The organism is Amycolatopsis sp. cg9 (assembly GCF_041346945.1).
In the GTDB taxonomy this organism is placed as follows: Bacteria; Actinomycetota; Actinomycetes; order Mycobacteriales; family Pseudonocardiaceae; genus Amycolatopsis.
This window is the reverse complement of the sequence record NZ_CP166850.1, coordinates 6588186-6602705: the sequence shown is the minus strand read 5'-3', so window position 1 is coordinate 6602705 and position 14520 is coordinate 6588186. Positions and strand designations below refer to the sequence as shown.

The following is a 14520-nucleotide window of genomic DNA, read 5'->3' as shown; positions in this document are numbered from 1 at the left end:
GTTCTCATTACCCTAGGTGCCGGACCGGCCCGGCAGCAAGGAGGCGTGTGTGGAACCGATGGGATTCCGCCGTGCAGTCGCCGGCTGGCTGGCCGCCAACCTGACCGGCGAATTCGCCCGGCTGCGCGGCCTGGGCGGCCCGGGGCGCGAGCACGAGGAGTTCGAGCTGCGGCTGGCCTGGGAACGCCACCTCGCCGCCGCGGGCTGGACCGGCGTCGGCTGGCCGGCCGAGCACGGCGGCCGGGGCCTGTCGCTGGCCGAGCAGGTCGCCTTCCACGAGGAGTACGCCGCTTCCGGCGCCCCCGCCCGGGTCAACCACATCGGCGAGCAGCTGCTGGGCCCGACGCTCATCGCGTTCGGCACGCCCGAGCAGCGGGCCCGGTTCCTGCCGAAGATCCTCGCCGTCGAGGAACTGTGGTGCCAGGGCTACTCCGAGCCCGGCGCCGGCTCCGACCTCGCCGCCGTCTCGACGTCCGCGGTCCGGCGCGACGACGAATGGGTCATCAACGGGCAGAAGATCTGGACGTCGCTCGCGCACGTGGCCGACTGGTGCTTCGTCATCGCCCGCACCGAACCCGGCTCCCGGCGCCACCACGGCCTGTCCTACCTGCTGGTGCCGCTGCGCCAGGACGGCGTCACCGTGCGGCCGATCCAGCAGCTCACCGGCACGTCGGAGTTCAACGAAGTCTTCTTCGACGACGCCCGCACGCCCGCCGATCTCGTCGTCGGCGAGCCCGGCGAGGGCTGGCAGATCGCGATGGCGACCCTCGGCTTCGAACGCGGGGTGTCGACGCTCGGCCAGCAGATCGGCTTCCGCCGCGAACTCGACGACATCACCGCCGAAGCCCGGCGGACCGGCACCTACGACGACCCGCTCCTGCGCGCCGACCTCGCCCGCGCCCGCATCGGCCTGCGCGTCCTGCGGGCCCACGCGCTGCGGACGCTGGGCCAGGCCGCCGGTCCGGAAGTCGCCGTCGGCAAGCTGCTCTGGGCGCAGTGGCACCGGGGCCTCGGCGAACTCGCCGTGCGCGCCCGCGGAGCGCGTTCGCTCACCTCGGCCGGCGCCGAACTGGACGACTGGCAGCGGCTCTACCTGTTCACCCGCGCCGACACGATCTACGGCGGCTCGGACGAAATCGAACGGAACATCATCGCCGAGCGCGTCCTCGGCCTGCCCCGGGAGGCCCGCCCGTGATACCCCCCTACGTGCCCGGCCACGACCTGCTCGCGGGGAAGGTCGTCGTGGTCACCGCCGCCGCCGGCACCGGGATCGGCTCCGCCGCGGCCAAGCGCTGCCTGGAGGAAGGCGCGGAAGTCGTCATCAGCGACTGGCACGAGCGGCGGCTGAAGGAAAAGGCCGCGGAACTGGGCGACGTGCACGCGATCCCCTGCGACGTCACTCAGGAAGAGCAGGTCCAGGCGCTCGTCGACGGCGCCGTGGCGCACTACGGCCGCGTCGACGTGCTGATCAACAACGCCGGGCTCGGCGGCGCGAAGTCCGTGCTGGAGATGACCGACGACGAGTGGTCCAAGGTCCTCGACATCACCCTCACCGGGACCTTCCGCTGCACCCGCGCGGCGCTGAAGCAGTTCGTCGCCCAGGGCGGCGGCGGCGCGATCGTCAACAACGCCTCGGTGATCGGCTGGCGCGCCCAAGCCGGGCAAGCCCACTACGCCGCCGCGAAGGCCGGGGTCATGGCGCTGACCCGCTGCTCCGCGCTCGATGCCGCCGAACACCACGTCCGGATCAACGCCGTCGCCCCCAGCCTGGCGATGCACCCGTTCCTCGCCAAGGTGACCAGCGACGAACTCCTCGACGACCTCACGAAACGCGAAGCCTTCGGCCGCGCCGCCGAACCGTGGGAAGTCGCCAACGTCATGGTCTTCCTCGCCAGCGACTACGCCGGTTACCTGACCGGCGAAGTCGTCTCCGTCAGCAGCCAGCACCCCTAGGAGCGCCCGTGCCCGAAGCCTTCCTCCTCGACGCGGTCCGCACCCCGGCCGGCCGGCGCGGCGGCGCCCTGTCCGGGTGGCACTCCGCCGACCTCGCCGCACACGTCATCCAGGCGGTCGTCGCCCGCGCGGGCGTCGACCCGGACCTCGTCGACGACGTCATCCTCGGCTGCACCGACACCCTCGGCCCGCAGTCGGGCAACATCGCGCGCACGGCGTGGCTGGCGGCGGGGTTCGGCGACCACGTGCCCGGGGTGACCGTCGACCGGCAGTGCGGGTCGAGCCAGCAGGCCGTCCACTTCGCCGCGCAAGCCGTCATGTCGGGGACGCAGGACCTGGTGCTGGCCGGGGGCGTGCAGAACATGAGCCGCATCCCGATCAGCGCGGCCATGCTGGCCGGGCGCGAATACGGCTTCGAGGACCCGTTCTCCGGGTCGAAGGGCTGGCAGGAGCGCTACGGCAGCGTCGAGGTCTCGCAGTTCCGCAGCGCGGACATGATCGCCGAGCACTGGGACATCACCCGCGAAGCCATGGAGGAGTACGCGCTGGGCAGCCACCAGCGAGCGCTGGCGGCGATCGACTCCGGGCGGTTCGACGCGGAGCTCGCGCCGGTCGACGGCTTCCGGCACGACGAGGGGCCGCGCCGGGACACGTCACTGGAGCGGATGCGCGGCCTGAAGCCGTTGAGCGAAGGTTCGCGGCTGACGGCGGCCGTGGCCAGCCAGATCTCCGACGGCGCGAGCGCGGCCGTGCTGGCGTCTTCGTCGTTCGTCGAGGAGCACGGCCTGACGCCTCGAGCGCGGATCCACCACCTGTCGGTGCGCGCCGCGGACCCGGTGTGGATGCTGACCGGCCCGATCCCGGCCACCGCGCACGCGCTGCGCAAGGCCGGGCTGGCGATCGAGGACATCGACCTGTTCGAGGTCAACGAGGCCTTCGCCAGCGTCGTCCTGGCCTGGCTGGACGAAACCGGCGCGGACCCCGGCCGGGTCAACGTGAACGGGGGCGGCATCGCCCTCGGCCACCCGATCGGGGCCACCGGCACCAAGCTCCTGGCGACGCTCCTGCACGAGCTGGAGCGCCGCGGCGGCCGCTACGGCCTGCAGACGATGTGCGAAGGCGGTGGCACCGCCAACGTCACCATCATCGAACGGCTGTGACCCGAGCGGTCAGCCCAGCTCGCGCAGCTTCGGCAGGACGTCCTCGGAGAACTGGCTCAGGAACCGCTCCTGGTCGTGGCCCGGGCCGTGCACGACCAGGTGGTTCAGGCCCGCGTCGACGTACGGCTTCACCAGCGCCACGGCCTCGTCCGGGTCGGACGCGACGATCCAGCGCTTGGCGACCTGCTCGATCGGCAGCTCGTTGGCCAGCCGCTCCATCTCGTCGGCCGACGAGATCGTGTGCTTCTGCTCCGCCGTCAGCGACAGCGGCGCCCAGAAGCGCGTGTTCTCCAGCGCCTTCTCCGGGTCGCGGTCGTAGGAGATCTTGACCTCGATCATCCGGTCGATGTCCTTGACCTCGCGCCCGGCGGCTTCCGCGCCCTCGGCCACGGCCGGCATCAGCTTCTCGGTGTAGAGGTCCATGCCCTTGCCCGAGGTGCAGATGAAGCCGTCGCCCGCGCGGCCCGCGTACTTGGCCACCACCGGGCCGCCCGCGGCGATGTACACCGGCAGCGGCACGTCCGGGCGGTCGTAGATCCGCGCGTCGACCAGCTTGTAGTACTCGCCGTCGTGCGAGACGTTGTCCTCGGTCCACAGCCGCCGCATCAGCGTGATCGCCTCGCGCAGCCGCGCGAACCGCTCCTTGAACTCCGGCCACTCCATGCCGGAAACGGCGATCTCGTTGAGCGCCTCGCCGGTGCCGACCCCGAGGATCACCCGGCCCTCCGACAGCAGGGACATCGACGCGAACGCCTGCGCGATCACCGCCGGGTTGTACCGGAACGTCGGGGTCAGCACGCTCGTGCCGATCTGCACCCGGTTCGTCCGCTCCGCCACCGCCGGGATGAACGCCAGCGCCCACGGCGCGTGCCCGCCTTCGTGCCGCCACGGCAGGAAGTGGTCCGCCACCCAGACCGAGTCCAGGCCGACCTCCTCGGCGCGCACGGCGAACTCGACCAGGTCGCGCGCCCCGAACTGCTCCGGCGACGCCTTGTAACCGACCTTGAGCGCCACTGTCATCCTCCCGTTTCCCGGCCGAGGCGCCGCAGGATTTCACCCGCCTCGGCCACCGTGCCCTCGACGATCTCGCCCACCGTGGGCAGGTCGTGGATCATGCCCACCACCTGCCCCGACGCTAGCACCCCGGCGTCGGTCCGGCCCTCGACCAGGCCCGCACGCAGCAGCATGGGGGTGTTGGCCGCCATGACCAGCTGACTCCAGGTGAGATCGTTGCCGTGCTTCATCGCGAAGCCTTCTTTGACCATGGCAACCGGGGACAGTCCGGTGATATTCCGGAAGCGGAGCGCGTTTCGCGCGGCCTGTGCGAGTCCCTTCAGCCGCCCGGAGCGCTCGAGCCGGTCGACGAGGTCGGTGCGCAGCACCCGGTGCGGCAGGCCGTCGACGCGGCGGGTGACGACGGTCCCGGTGAGCCCTTGACCGAGGTAGACGCGCTTGACCTCGTCGGGGACCGTGCTCTCCTTGCTGAGCAGGAACCGGGTGCCCATCGCCACGCCCGCGGCCCCGTAGGCCAGCGCGGCGGCGAGCCCGCGGCCGTCGAAGAAGCCGCCGGCCGCGATCACCGGGATGTCGACGGTGTCGAGCACGGACGGCAGCAGGAGCGTGGTGGCGACGCCGCCGGTGTGCCCGCCGCCTTCGCCGCCCTGGACGATGACGGCGTCCGCGCCCCAGCCGGCGACCTTCTCGGCGTGCCGGGCGGCGCCGACCGACGGGATGACGACGATGCCGTGGTCGCGCAGCTTCGCGATCATCTCCTTCCGCGGCGCGAGCGCGAACGACGCCACCTTCACGCCTTCGCGGATCAGCAGGTCGACGCGGTCGCCCGCGTCGGCGGCGTCCGCCCGCAGGTTGACGCCGAACGGCTTCTCCGTGCGCTTCTTCACCTCCGCGATCGCGGCTTCGAGCTCGAGGTAGGTCATCGTCGCCGAGGCGAGGATGCCGAGGGCGCCGGCTTCGGCGGTCGCCGAGACCAGCCGCGGGCCGGCGACCCAGCCCATGCCGGTCTGGACGATCGGGTGCTCGACGCCCGCGAGTGCGGTCAGCGCGGTCTTCACGCCGGGACTTCCTTGTCGCGGACGCTCTTCGGGTCGAGCACTTCGCGGAGCAGGCGCAGTTCCTCCGCGGCCGGCTCGCGGCTGGTCCCGGCGTCCGCGAAGTCGATCTCGAACGTCGTCGCCGCGGCGACCTCCTCGCGCGTCACGCCGGGGTGCAGCGACACCGCGCGCATCGAGTGGTCCGGCGTGGCGAAGTCGAACACGCCGAGGTTGGTGACCACCCGGTGGACGTCGTGGTACTTCTCGGCGGACGGTCCCGCCTTGGCCGCGTTGTCGTAGCCGACCCCGGAGACGACGTCCACGGCGTCCACGAACACCCGGGCGGAGTGCTTCGGCACCCAGTAGCTGGTGCGGTGGTTGACCGTGTTGCCGGGCGCGCCGCGCACGCCGAGCAGCTGCTTCTTCGGGTGCGCGTGGTCGCCGATGGCGGAGATGTTCTGGTTGCCGTACCGGTCGACCTGGTTCGCGCCCATCACGACGTGCCGCCGTCCGTGCGGGACGATCGTGTCGAGCATCTTGCGGAACGGCTGCCAGCCTTCGATCTCGCCGTCCGGGGTGACCAGGTAGGCTTCGCCGTCGGACAGCAGGAGGTCCGGCTCGAACGTCAGCCGCGCGAGCTTGGCGCCCAGCTGCGGGATCAGGCCCATCGGGCTGGCGACGATCTCGCCGTCGCCGCGGAACAGCTCGGCCACCGCCACGACGGCGATCTCGGCCCGGGTCGCGTTCATGCCGCCTCCGCCTCGAACTTGTCCACTTCGGACAGGTACGTCCGCTCGTCCCCGGACAGGAACCGGTCCACGAACCCGGGCCACGCGTCGAGGTCCTTGGCGCAGGTCGCGTAGTGGCGCTGGAACCGCTCGTCCCGGCCGTAGTCCGGGACCGCGGTGGTGAAGTGCGCGCCCCGCGGGGCCTCGACGACGCCGTCCACCGCGCCGCGGTTGAGCAGCAGCGACTGCACCGGCCCGGCCGCCGTCAGCTCCGCCGTCTCGACGACCCTTTCCACCGATACGAACCGCTTCGCCGCCGCGAGGCAGAACAGGTCGTCGAAGTACGGGTCCGGCCCGAGGTACTGGGCGTTGCCGCGCGTGTCGGCGCGGTTGAGGTGCACCAGCGCGACGTCGAGGTGCCGCGCGGGGACGGCGACGAGCTCCTCGGCGTCGGCGTAGGGCGAGCGCACGGTCCGCAGGTCCGGGTTGGCGCGCATCACCTCCGAGCCGAGCCCGGCGCGCAGCGGCAGGAACGGAAGCCGTTGCGCGGCCGCGGAAAGCGCCGCGCCGAACATGCCTTCGTCGTACTCGGTCACCTCGATCGCGCCGGTTTCGCGGGCGCGGCCGAACCACGGGTCGAACGGGATCGAATCCAGCGTGACGAACCCGAACACGACCCGCTTCACCTTGCCCGCCGCGCACAGCAGGCCGACGTCGGGACCGCCGTAGGAGACGACGGTGAGATCCTGCACGGGCGTCCGGAGGATCGCGCGGACCAGGGCCATCGGCTTGCGCCGCGACCCCCAGCCGCCGATGCCGACCGTCATGCCGTCTTCCAGTTCCGCCGCGACCTCGTCGGCGGTCATGCGCTTATCGGCCATTCAAGAACTCCTCGCGGGCCTCGTCGGACGCGCCGAGCAGGTTGAGCTCGAAGGTGAAGCCCTGCTCGAACCGGTAGCTGCGGTGCACCTGCTGGGTGTCGATCCCGTTCAGCGCCTCCTTGGCGGCCCGGATGACCCGCGGGTCCTTCTTCGCGATGTCGGCGGCGACGGCCAGCGCCGCGTCGTCGAGTTCGGCGCGGGGCACGACCTGGTACACCGAGCCGTGGGCGTGCAGCTCGGCGGCGGTGATGGTGCGGGCGGTGAAGTACAGCGTGCGCATCAGGTGCTGCGGCACCAGCCGGGCCAGGTGCGTCGCCGCGCCGAGCGCGCCGCGTTCCACTTCGGGGACGCCGAAGGTGGCGTCGTCGGACGCGATGACGACGTCGGCGTTGCCGACCAGCCCGATCCCGCCGCCGAGGCAGAACCCGTGCACGGCCGCGACGACCGGCACTTCGCAGTCGTAAACCGCCCCGAAAGCCGCGTAGCAGCCCCGGTTCGCGCCGACCAGCGCGTCGTAACCCGCGCTGCGCTGGATCTCCTTGATGTCCACGCCCGCGTTGAAGCCCCGCCCCTCGGCGCGCAGCACGACGACGTGGACGTCCGGGTCGCGCCCGGCCCGGGTGAGCGCGTCGGCCAGGTCGAACCAGCCTTGCACCGGCAGCGCGTTGACCGGCGGGAAGTCGACCGTGACGACCTCGACGTGCGCGTCGCGCTTGGTGTGGATGCCCATCAGCTCGCTCCGTAGACGGGTTCGGGCTCGGGCGCGCGCTCGAGCAGCTCGGCGACGACCGGGCCGAGTTCGCCCGGCGCCCACCGGTCCCCCTTGTCCACGACCGGGCCGTGCCGCCAGGCCTGCGCCAGGGAAACCTTGCCGCCCTCGACCTCGAAGACGCGGCCGGTGACGTGCGCGGACTCCTCGCTGCCGAGCCAGACGACCAGCGGCGAGACGTTCTCCGGCGCCATCGCGTCGAACCCCTCGTCCGGACGCGCCATCGACGCGAACACCGCCTCGGTCATCCGGGTCCGCGCGGCCGGCGCGATCGCGTTCACCGTCACCCCGTACCGCGCCAGCTCGGCCGCGGCCACGACGGTCAGCCCGGCGATCCCCGCCTTCGCCGCCGAGTAGTTGCCCTGCCCGACGCTGCCCAGCAGCCCGGCGCCCGAGCTGGTGTTGACCACCCGCGCGCTCGGCAGCCGGCCCGCTTTGGCCTCCGCCCGCCAGTGCTCGGCCGCGTGCCGCAGCGGCGCGAAATGCCCTTTGAGGTGCACGCGGATCACCGCGTCCCACTCGTCCTCACCGAGGTTGACCAGCATCCGGTCCCGGACGAATCCCGCGTTGTTGACCAGCACGTCGAGGCGCCCGAAATTCTCCAGCGCCGTGCCGATCAGTTCCGCGGCCCCGGCCCAGTCGGCGATGTCGGAGGTGTTCGCCACCGCCTTCCCGCCGAGTTCCCCGACCTCGGCGACGACTTGGGCCGCCGCGTCGCCGTCCACGTCGTTCACCACCACCGGCGCCCCCTCGGCGGCGAACGCCAGCGCGTGCGCGCGCCCGATCCCGCGGCCGGCTCCGGTCACCACGACCACCCGGTCCTGGCACAACCCGATCACGAATCCTCCCGATGGTTGACGTCGGCCGCGGCGAGGAAGGCCGGGACCTCACCGCCGCCGTGCACGTGCAAGGTGGCGCCGGAGACGTAGGAAGCCAGCGGCGAAGCCAGGAACGCGGCGCACGCGCCGACCTCCCCGGGTTCGGCGAGCCGGCCCAGCGGCACGGTCTTCCCGACCGCTTCGACCGCGGCTTCGCTGCCGTAGTGCAGGTGGGACTGCTCGGTCCGCACCATCCCGACGGCCAGTGCGTTGACCCGCACCTTCGGCGCCCACTCCACGGCGAGACTGGCGGTCAGGTTCCCGAGCCCGGCTTTCGCGGCGCCGTAGGCCGCGGTCCCCGGCGACGGGCGCGTCCCGCTGACGCTGGAGATCATCACGATCGCACCGCCGCCGTCCTGGCGCTGCATCACGGCGTTCGCGTGCTGCGAGACCAGCAGCGGCGCCAGCAGGTTCAGCTGCACGACCTTCTCGTGCAGCCGCGGTGAGGCCTCGGCCGCCGGGGCGTACGGCGCCCCGCCGGCGTTGTTCACGACGACGTCGAGCCGCCCGTGCCGCTCGACGATCCCTTCGACGAGCGCGGCGACCTGCGCTTCGTCGCGGACGTCGCACGGGACGAACTCCGCGTCGGTGGGCGCCTCGCGTCGCGCGCAGGTCACCACGCGCGCCCCCTGGGCCAAGAACACGTTGCAGATGCCTTGGCCGACACCTCGGACACCGCCGGTGACCAGCACCACGGCACCGGCCAGGCCCAGATCGGTCTTCACGTCACAAAACTAGAACACGTTCTCACTTGGGGCAAGGTGGCGCGGCCGGTCGACGGGGCACGGCAGCGTCGCGAATGACTCATTCGGGACGTCCGAGGTCCCGAATGAGTCATTCGCGACCTCGGCGACCGGCCACCCGCTGCCGGCGTACGCCGTCAGGCCTCGCCGGGGCCGTCAGGCCTCGCCGGGGCCGTCAGGCCTCGCCGGGGCCGTCAGGCCACGCCGGGGCCGTCAGGCCACGCCGGGGCCGTCAGGCCACGCCGGGGCCGTCAGGCCACGCCGGGGCCGTCAGGCCACGCCGGGGCCGTCAGGCCACGCCGGGGCCGTCAGGCCACGCCGGGGCCGTCAGGCCACGCCGGGGCCGTCAGGCCACGCCGGGGCCGTCAGGCCTCGCGCGACCTCAACCCCGACGCGCGCAACGCCGCCTGCATCGCGAACCGGGTGTCCGCGTTCTCCAGCCGGTCCCCGAACGCCTGCTTCAGCTGGCGCACGCGGTAGCGCACCGTCTGCGGGTGCACCGACAGCTCAACGGCGATCTTCTCCGAGTTGCCGCCGTGCTCCAGCCAGGACAGCAACGTCTCCCCCAGCCGCCGTCGCGTGCGGTCCGGGAACTGCGCCAGCGGGGCCAGTTCGCGGTCGGCCAGCCGGTCCGCCAGCGGTGCGTCGGACAGCAGCCACAGCGTGGTCAGGTGCTCCCCGCACCACGTCACCGGCACGTCCGGGAGGGCGCCGTCGGCCACCAGGCGCAGGGCGGTGCGGGCCCAGCGCAGGGAGTGCGCCGCCGCCGCGAGGTCCGTCGCCGGGCCGACCGCCACGCGCGTGCCGAGGCGGGCCAGCGCGCCGGCGTCGACCGGGGCGGGCACGAGCAGGTACGGCCGCGGCGGTTCGAGGTCGGTGAGCACCTCGGCGCCCCACGACGCGCTCACCGCGGTCTCCGCCGCGATCGCGGCCACCGAAGCGGGTACCGGCCAGCCGGCCGCGGCCGCGAGCTCGGCGAGGACCGGCTCCGGGACGTCGCCCGGGCCGACGAGCAGCCGCAGCAACCGGCGGCGCAGCCCCGCCCGGGTGCCCTCTATCTCCGCGCGCGCTTCGCGGTAGCCCTGCGCCGACATCCGGGCCAGCTCGTCCGCGTAGCCGAACAGCATCTCCGCCAGCCGCGCCATCGCCGCCGACGACAGCCGGTGGCGGCGGCCCAGCCGCATGATCCAGCGCCAGCCCGCGCGGGTGCCGGCCCGGTAGGCCGCCTGGAGGTCGTCGAGCGTCCGGCCTTCGCGCGCTTCGCCCGCGCCGAGCCGGTGGCACGTCTCGTACAGCCGGTCGCGCGGCGCCAGCGGGTCCTCGACGAGGTCCACGAAGAGCGCGACCGCGCACTCGACGCCGTGGCGGGTGACGCGGCCGTAGGACCCGTCCCCCGGCCGGGCGAAGACCGGGACGACCCGCCACACCTCCTGGACGATCCAGTCGACCAGCGCCGGCAGGGCCGGGCGCATGAGGGCCGCGAGCTCGCTTCTCCCGAGCACTTCTCCACCGTCGTCCCGGGGAGCCGGGACGCGCTGCCGGGCACTTTCGGGGGACACCAGGGTTCCTCCACCGGGGACGGGCGACGGAACGAGCTTTACCGGACGGTAAAGCAGCGGGACCGTACAGTACACCTCCATGAGCCGGCCGAGTCCCCCTGATCGATCCAGCACTCGCCGCAGCCCGGCCGCCCGGCCCACCGACGGCGAACTGCTCGACGCCGCCCGCGCCGTGTTCGCCGAGCGCGGCTACGCCCAGGCGACCATGGGGCTGATCGCCGAGCGCGCCGACTCCACCAAACCGACCCTCTACGCGCACTTCGGGGACAAAGCGGCCCTCTTCCGCGCCACCGTGACCCGCGAAGTGGGCGCGCTGCGGGAGTGGGTGCTCACCGCCTACGAGACCGCGAGCGGGCGCCCCCTCGAAGACCGCGTGCGGCTGTCGGTGATGGCGATGTTCAGCTACGCCGGCGCCCACCCGGACAGCTTCCGGCTGCTGTTCGACTCCGCCGTCGACGAGATGTCGAACGAGCGGCGCGCGCTGGCCGACACCGTCACCACCCACGTCCTCGGCCGGATCCACGAGCACCTGCTGGCCCACGGCCGCACGCCCGGCCCGGGCGCGGACCTGCTCGCCGCGATGATGGTGGGCCTCGTCGGCCGGGCCGCGATGCACGTCTCGCACTCCCCCGGCGTCGACCCGATCGCGGCGGGCGAACTCGCCACCGGGTTCGTCGTGGCCGCGCTGCGCGGCCTCGACCCGGCGCTGCTCGACCGCGTCGACACCGCGCGCCAGTGCGCCACCTGAGCGTCCACACCGGACTGGTTGTCATCGGCTGAACAATTCCCGGCGGGCCCCGGAATTCCCCCTTGCCGCGGTCGGCGGCCACTGCGACGCTGCCATTGCCCGCAAGCGATGAACGCTTTCCGGCCCTTCCGGAAAGCGCTTGCCGACTCCGTTTCCGCGAAGAGGTGTTGATCAGCCATGAAACCGCGCCTGTTTTCCGCCGCCGCCGCGCTCGGCATCGCCGTCACCGGCCTCACCGTTTCCGCGCCGCCGGCCTCGGCCGCGCCGTGCACCGACATCGACGTCCCCGTCGCCCGCGGCACCGGCGAACCCGGCACACTGGGTTTCATCGTCGGTGACCCCGTCTACCGAGCGGTCCAGAACGCGCTGCGCCCGCGCACGCTGAGCAGCTACCGGGTCGACTACCCGGCCGACCTCGGCGAGCCCGCGTCGGTGCAGAAGGGCAACACCGATCTGGTCGACCACGTCAAGGCGCAGGCCGCCGCCTGCCCGCAGCAGCGGTTCGTGCTGGTCGGCTACTCCCAGGGCGCCAACGTCGTCGACAACTCGATCGGCATCAGCAGCGACGGCGCCGTCGTCGGCGGCCCGATCGTCGCGACCGTCCCCGCCGAGCTCGCGCCCCGGATCGCGGCGATCCTCCTGTTCGGCAACCCGATCCGCGCGATCGGCCGCCAGGTCACCGGCACCTACCAGAGCCGCACCAAGGACTACTGCGCCGACGGCGACCCGGTCTGCCGGGCGGGCGCGTTCAACTTCCTGGCCCACCTGAGCTACGGGAGCAACGCCGCCGACGCAGCAGCCTTCGCCGCTACGAAGGTCTGACGCCTCAGCAGTTCGACGGCGCCGCCGCCCCCGTGAAGCGGTTGACGATCCACTGGTGGGCGTCGGCGTTGCCGGCCAGGATCCCGGTGGCGTGGTCGGAGATGTAGGTCTTCCACTGCTCCCGGACGCCGGCCGCGCAGTACGCCCGGTGCAGCGCCTCCGCCTGCGGGGTGTTGACGATCTCGTCGGTGCTCGCGTGGTACTGGAACACCGGCACCCGCGGCGGGTTCGCGCCCAGCTTGTTCTGCGCCAGCCGCGCCTGCCACTGCGGGGTGGTCAACGGGTTGGACGTCGTGTAGTCACTGATCTTCTTGAACGAGTAGTTGAGCAGCAGTTCCGCGACGCACGCGTTCTTCTTGGCGTCGGACAACTGCTGACGACCGGTGTCGTTGAGGAACGAATCCAGTTTCAGGTCCGGGTAAGCCGCGTCCAGCCCGACCGCGGCGAACGCGAGGAACCCGAACCCGATGTACCCGTCGAGCCCCTTGGCGACCTCGGTCAGGTCGGCCGGGACCCCGCCCGCGACGACGCCCACGAGGTTCAGCTCCGGTGCGTACGAGGGCTGCTTCTCCCCCGCCCACATCGCTCCGCCGCCGCCCTGCGAGTACCCCTGGAAGATCACCTTGGCGCTCCGGGAAAGCCGCGCCGACGGGAGGCTCTGCGCCGCCCGCACCGAGTCGATCACGGCCGGCCCCATCGACTGCCCGGTGATGTAGGTGGGCACCGTCGTCGGCGAGTAGCCCTCGTAGTCGGTCACCGCGACCGCGTACCCGGCCGAGAGCGAGTCGTTGACGGCGGGCTGGTCGTACAGCGTGCCCCGCTCCATCGCCTTGGACGCCGTGCACTTGAACGCCGGGCCCTGCGTGCCCACGGCGTAGCCGACGATCGGCGCCGTGGCCGGGTCCTTCCCCTTGGGCACCAGGATCGTCCCGGTCACCGCGTCCGGGCGGCCCTGGGCGTTGGTCGAGAGGTACATCACCTGCCAGGCGTCGGCGTTGGCCGCGTTGAGCAGCGGGACGGTGGGGCGCCAGCGGAGCACGTCCCCGGGTTTCCCGGCCGGCAGCGGCGACGGCGGGGTGTAGAACGAGTCGTCGAACGGCCCGGGCAGGATCGGAGCGGCGGCCGCGCCGGCGGGCGGGCTCGCGGCCACCACCCCCAGCGCCACCAGGCAGCAGCTCACCAGCGCCGACACCAGCTGTCGCACGTGGACGGACTTCACCACAACCTCCATCAGTCGAAGGGAACCACTCAGGCCGGGAGGCCGAGCGCGCCGGCGAGGACCGGCCACGATTTGTGCAGGGCCCGCTGCCAGTACGGCCAGCTGTGCGTGCCCGGTCCGTAGTAGTCGACGGTCGCGGGAATCCCCTTGGCCCGCAGCAGATCCGTGAAGCTCTGCGACGACAGCAGCGCCGAGGGCTCAAGGACGTCGGACTGCCCCGGGGGGTCGAGCGGCCCGGTCTGGCCGTTGCCGCAGGAGATGTAGAGCGCCGTGCCGCGCAGCTGGTCGGCGTGGTCGTACGGGTTGGCGGCCGACCAGAGCGGCCGCATCCCGAAGGAGTCACCCCAAAGCTGGAGATAGTTGAAGATGCCGGCGCGGGCCAGGATGCCGATGATCCAGACCGGGATGCCCGGGAAGAGCGTGTTCGGCACGCCGCTGTAGGACGCGGCCGCGCCGAACATCCCCGGGTGCTTGAACGCGTAGGCGAGCGCGCCGTAGCCGCCGATCGACAGCCCGGCGACCGCCCGCTTGGTGCCGCCGCGGTAACCGCGTTCGACGATCTGGCGCACTTCGGCGGTGTGGAACGTCTCCCAGTCGGGGGTGCCGCTCAACCCGAAGTTCCACCACTTGGTGTACATCCCGGCCGGCCCGTCGGTCGGCATCACGACGAGGGCGTCCTTGTTCGCGGTGAACGCCTTGACGTCGGTGAACCGGTCCCACGACTGGTAGTCGACCGGCTCGCAGCAGCCGTGCAGCAGGAACAGCACCGGCCAGGTCCGGCTCGGCTGCGCCGCCCAGCCGGTCGGCACGATCAGCCGGACCAGCCCGGTCGTGCCGAGCGCGGGCGAACTGATCTTGAGGTCGACGGTCCGGGCGTCCAGCCAGGTTTCGCCGACGACCTTCGCGCCGTCGTCGGCCACGGCGGGGGCGGCCACGGCCGGGGTCACGCCGCCGGCGGCCACCAAGAGCACGGCCGACAACGCCAGCAAAGCCCATCGCTTCATCGCGA

15 protein-coding genes are annotated in these 14520 nt (G+C 72.5%); 5 read left to right on the top strand and 10 right to left on the bottom strand.

Annotated elements, in window-relative coordinates:
* Nucleotides 1-58: 58 nt before the first annotated feature.
* Genes AB5J73_RS30660 through AB5J73_RS30650 form a run of 3 tightly spaced genes read left to right on the top strand, consistent with a single transcriptional unit; the run spans nt 59 to nt 3113 of the window.
* On the top strand, nt 59-1195 hold the full coding sequence (locus AB5J73_RS30660) for an acyl-CoA dehydrogenase family protein (protein WP_370973395.1): 1137 nt from the start codon (nt 59-61) through the stop codon (nt 1193-1195).
* On the top strand, nt 1192-1953 hold the full coding sequence (locus AB5J73_RS30655) for an SDR family oxidoreductase (RefSeq protein WP_370962142.1): 762 nt from the start codon (nt 1192-1194) through the stop codon (nt 1951-1953). Before AB5J73_RS30660 ends, AB5J73_RS30655 begins: the two co-directional genes overlap by 4 nt.
* 8 nt (nt 1954-1961) lie before the next feature.
* Complete coding sequence (locus AB5J73_RS30650) at nt 1962-3113, top strand: acetyl-CoA C-acetyltransferase (protein ID WP_370962141.1); 1152 nt, start codon at nt 1962-1964, stop codon at nt 3111-3113.
* Between the two features lie 9 nt (nt 3114-3122).
* Here AB5J73_RS30650 and fgd read toward each other — a convergent pair whose 3' ends face one another.
* The 8 genes from fgd to AB5J73_RS30610 all read right to left on the bottom strand — a co-directional run bounded on the left by fgd (nt 3123) and on the right by AB5J73_RS30610 (nt 10665).
* Entirely contained in the window at nt 3123-4127 is a 1005-nt protein-coding gene (fgd, locus tag AB5J73_RS30645) for a glucose-6-phosphate dehydrogenase (coenzyme-F420) (protein WP_370973393.1), read from the bottom strand.
* Nucleotides 4128-4129: 2 nt separating this feature from the next.
* A complete protein-coding gene (locus AB5J73_RS30640; RefSeq protein WP_370962140.1) occupies nt 4130-5185 on the bottom strand; it encodes an NAD(P)H-dependent flavin oxidoreductase in 1056 nt (351 codons plus the stop codon).
* Nucleotides 5182-5913, bottom strand: a complete 732-nt coding sequence (locus tag AB5J73_RS30635; RefSeq protein ID WP_370962139.1) for a CoA-transferase subunit beta — start codon at nt 5911-5913, stop codon at nt 5182-5184. Before AB5J73_RS30635 ends, AB5J73_RS30640 begins: the two co-directional genes overlap by 4 nt.
* On the bottom strand, nt 5910-6773 hold the full coding sequence (locus AB5J73_RS30630) for a CoA transferase subunit A (protein ID WP_370962138.1): 864 nt from the start codon (nt 6771-6773) through the stop codon (nt 5910-5912). The genes AB5J73_RS30635 and AB5J73_RS30630 overlap by 4 nt, the downstream gene beginning before the upstream one ends.
* On the bottom strand, nt 6763-7503 hold the full coding sequence (locus tag AB5J73_RS30625) for an enoyl-CoA hydratase family protein (protein ID WP_370962137.1): 741 nt from the start codon (nt 7501-7503) through the stop codon (nt 6763-6765). Before AB5J73_RS30625 ends, AB5J73_RS30630 begins: the two co-directional genes overlap by 11 nt.
* Nucleotides 7503-8381, bottom strand: a complete 879-nt coding sequence (locus tag AB5J73_RS30620) for an SDR family oxidoreductase (RefSeq protein WP_370962136.1) — start codon at nt 8379-8381, stop codon at nt 7503-7505. Before AB5J73_RS30620 ends, AB5J73_RS30625 begins: the two co-directional genes overlap by 1 nt.
* Complete coding sequence (locus AB5J73_RS30615) at nt 8378-9145, bottom strand: SDR family oxidoreductase (RefSeq protein ID WP_370962135.1); 768 nt, start codon at nt 9143-9145, stop codon at nt 8378-8380. Before AB5J73_RS30615 ends, AB5J73_RS30620 begins: the two co-directional genes overlap by 4 nt.
* 383 nt (nt 9146-9528) lie before the next feature.
* Entirely contained in the window at nt 9529-10665 is a 1137-nt protein-coding gene (locus AB5J73_RS30610; protein ID WP_370962134.1) for a PucR family transcriptional regulator, read from the bottom strand.
* 136 nt (nt 10666-10801) lie between these two features.
* Between AB5J73_RS30610 and AB5J73_RS30605 the strand changes: the two genes are divergently transcribed.
* Nucleotides 10802-11470 (top strand): TetR/AcrR family transcriptional regulator, encoded by a 669-nt coding sequence (locus tag AB5J73_RS30605; protein ID WP_370962133.1) that lies wholly within the window; start codon nt 10802-10804, stop codon nt 11468-11470.
* Nucleotides 11471-11647: 177 nt separating this feature from the next.
* Nucleotides 11648-12292, top strand: coding sequence for a cutinase family protein (locus AB5J73_RS30600; RefSeq protein ID WP_370962132.1), 645 nt, complete (start codon nt 11648-11650; stop codon nt 12290-12292).
* 4 nt (nt 12293-12296) lie between these two features.
* On the opposite strand, the gene AB5J73_RS30595 is transcribed toward AB5J73_RS30600, so the two are convergent.
* Nucleotides 12297-13487 (bottom strand): lipase family protein, encoded by a 1191-nt coding sequence (locus AB5J73_RS30595; protein ID WP_370973391.1) that lies wholly within the window; start codon nt 13485-13487, stop codon nt 12297-12299.
* A gap of 53 nt (nt 13488-13540) precedes the next feature.
* Entirely contained in the window at nt 13541-14515 is a 975-nt protein-coding gene (locus tag AB5J73_RS30590) for an alpha/beta hydrolase (protein ID WP_370962131.1), read from the bottom strand.
* Nucleotides 14516-14520: the final 5 nt, after the last annotated feature.

Bases quoted from the DNA above. Each gene is read 5' to 3' on its own strand.
- AB5J73_RS30660 (WP_370973395.1), top strand. From the start codon at position 59: ATGGGATTCCGCCGTGCAGTCGCCGGCTGGCTGGCCGCCAACCTGACC.
- AB5J73_RS30635 (WP_370962139.1), bottom strand. From the start codon at position 5,913: ATGAACGCGACCCGGGCCGAGATCGCCGTCGTGGCGGTGGCCGAGCTG.
- AB5J73_RS30630 (WP_370962138.1), bottom strand. From the start codon at position 6,773: ATGGCCGATAAGCGCATGACCGCCGACGAGGTCGCGGCGGAACTGGAA.
- AB5J73_RS30625 (WP_370962137.1), bottom strand. From the start codon at position 7,503: ATGGGCATCCACACCAAGCGCGACGCGCACGTCGAGGTCGTCACGGTC.
- AB5J73_RS30605 (WP_370962133.1), top strand. From the start codon at position 10,802: ATGAGCCGGCCGAGTCCCCCTGATCGATCCAGCACTCGCCGCAGCCCG.
- AB5J73_RS30600 (WP_370962132.1), top strand. From the start codon at position 11,648: ATGAAACCGCGCCTGTTTTCCGCCGCCGCCGCGCTCGGCATCGCCGTC.
- AB5J73_RS30590 (WP_370962131.1), bottom strand. From the start codon at position 14,515: ATGAAGCGATGGGCTTTGCTGGCGTTGTCGGCCGTGCTCTTGGTGGCC.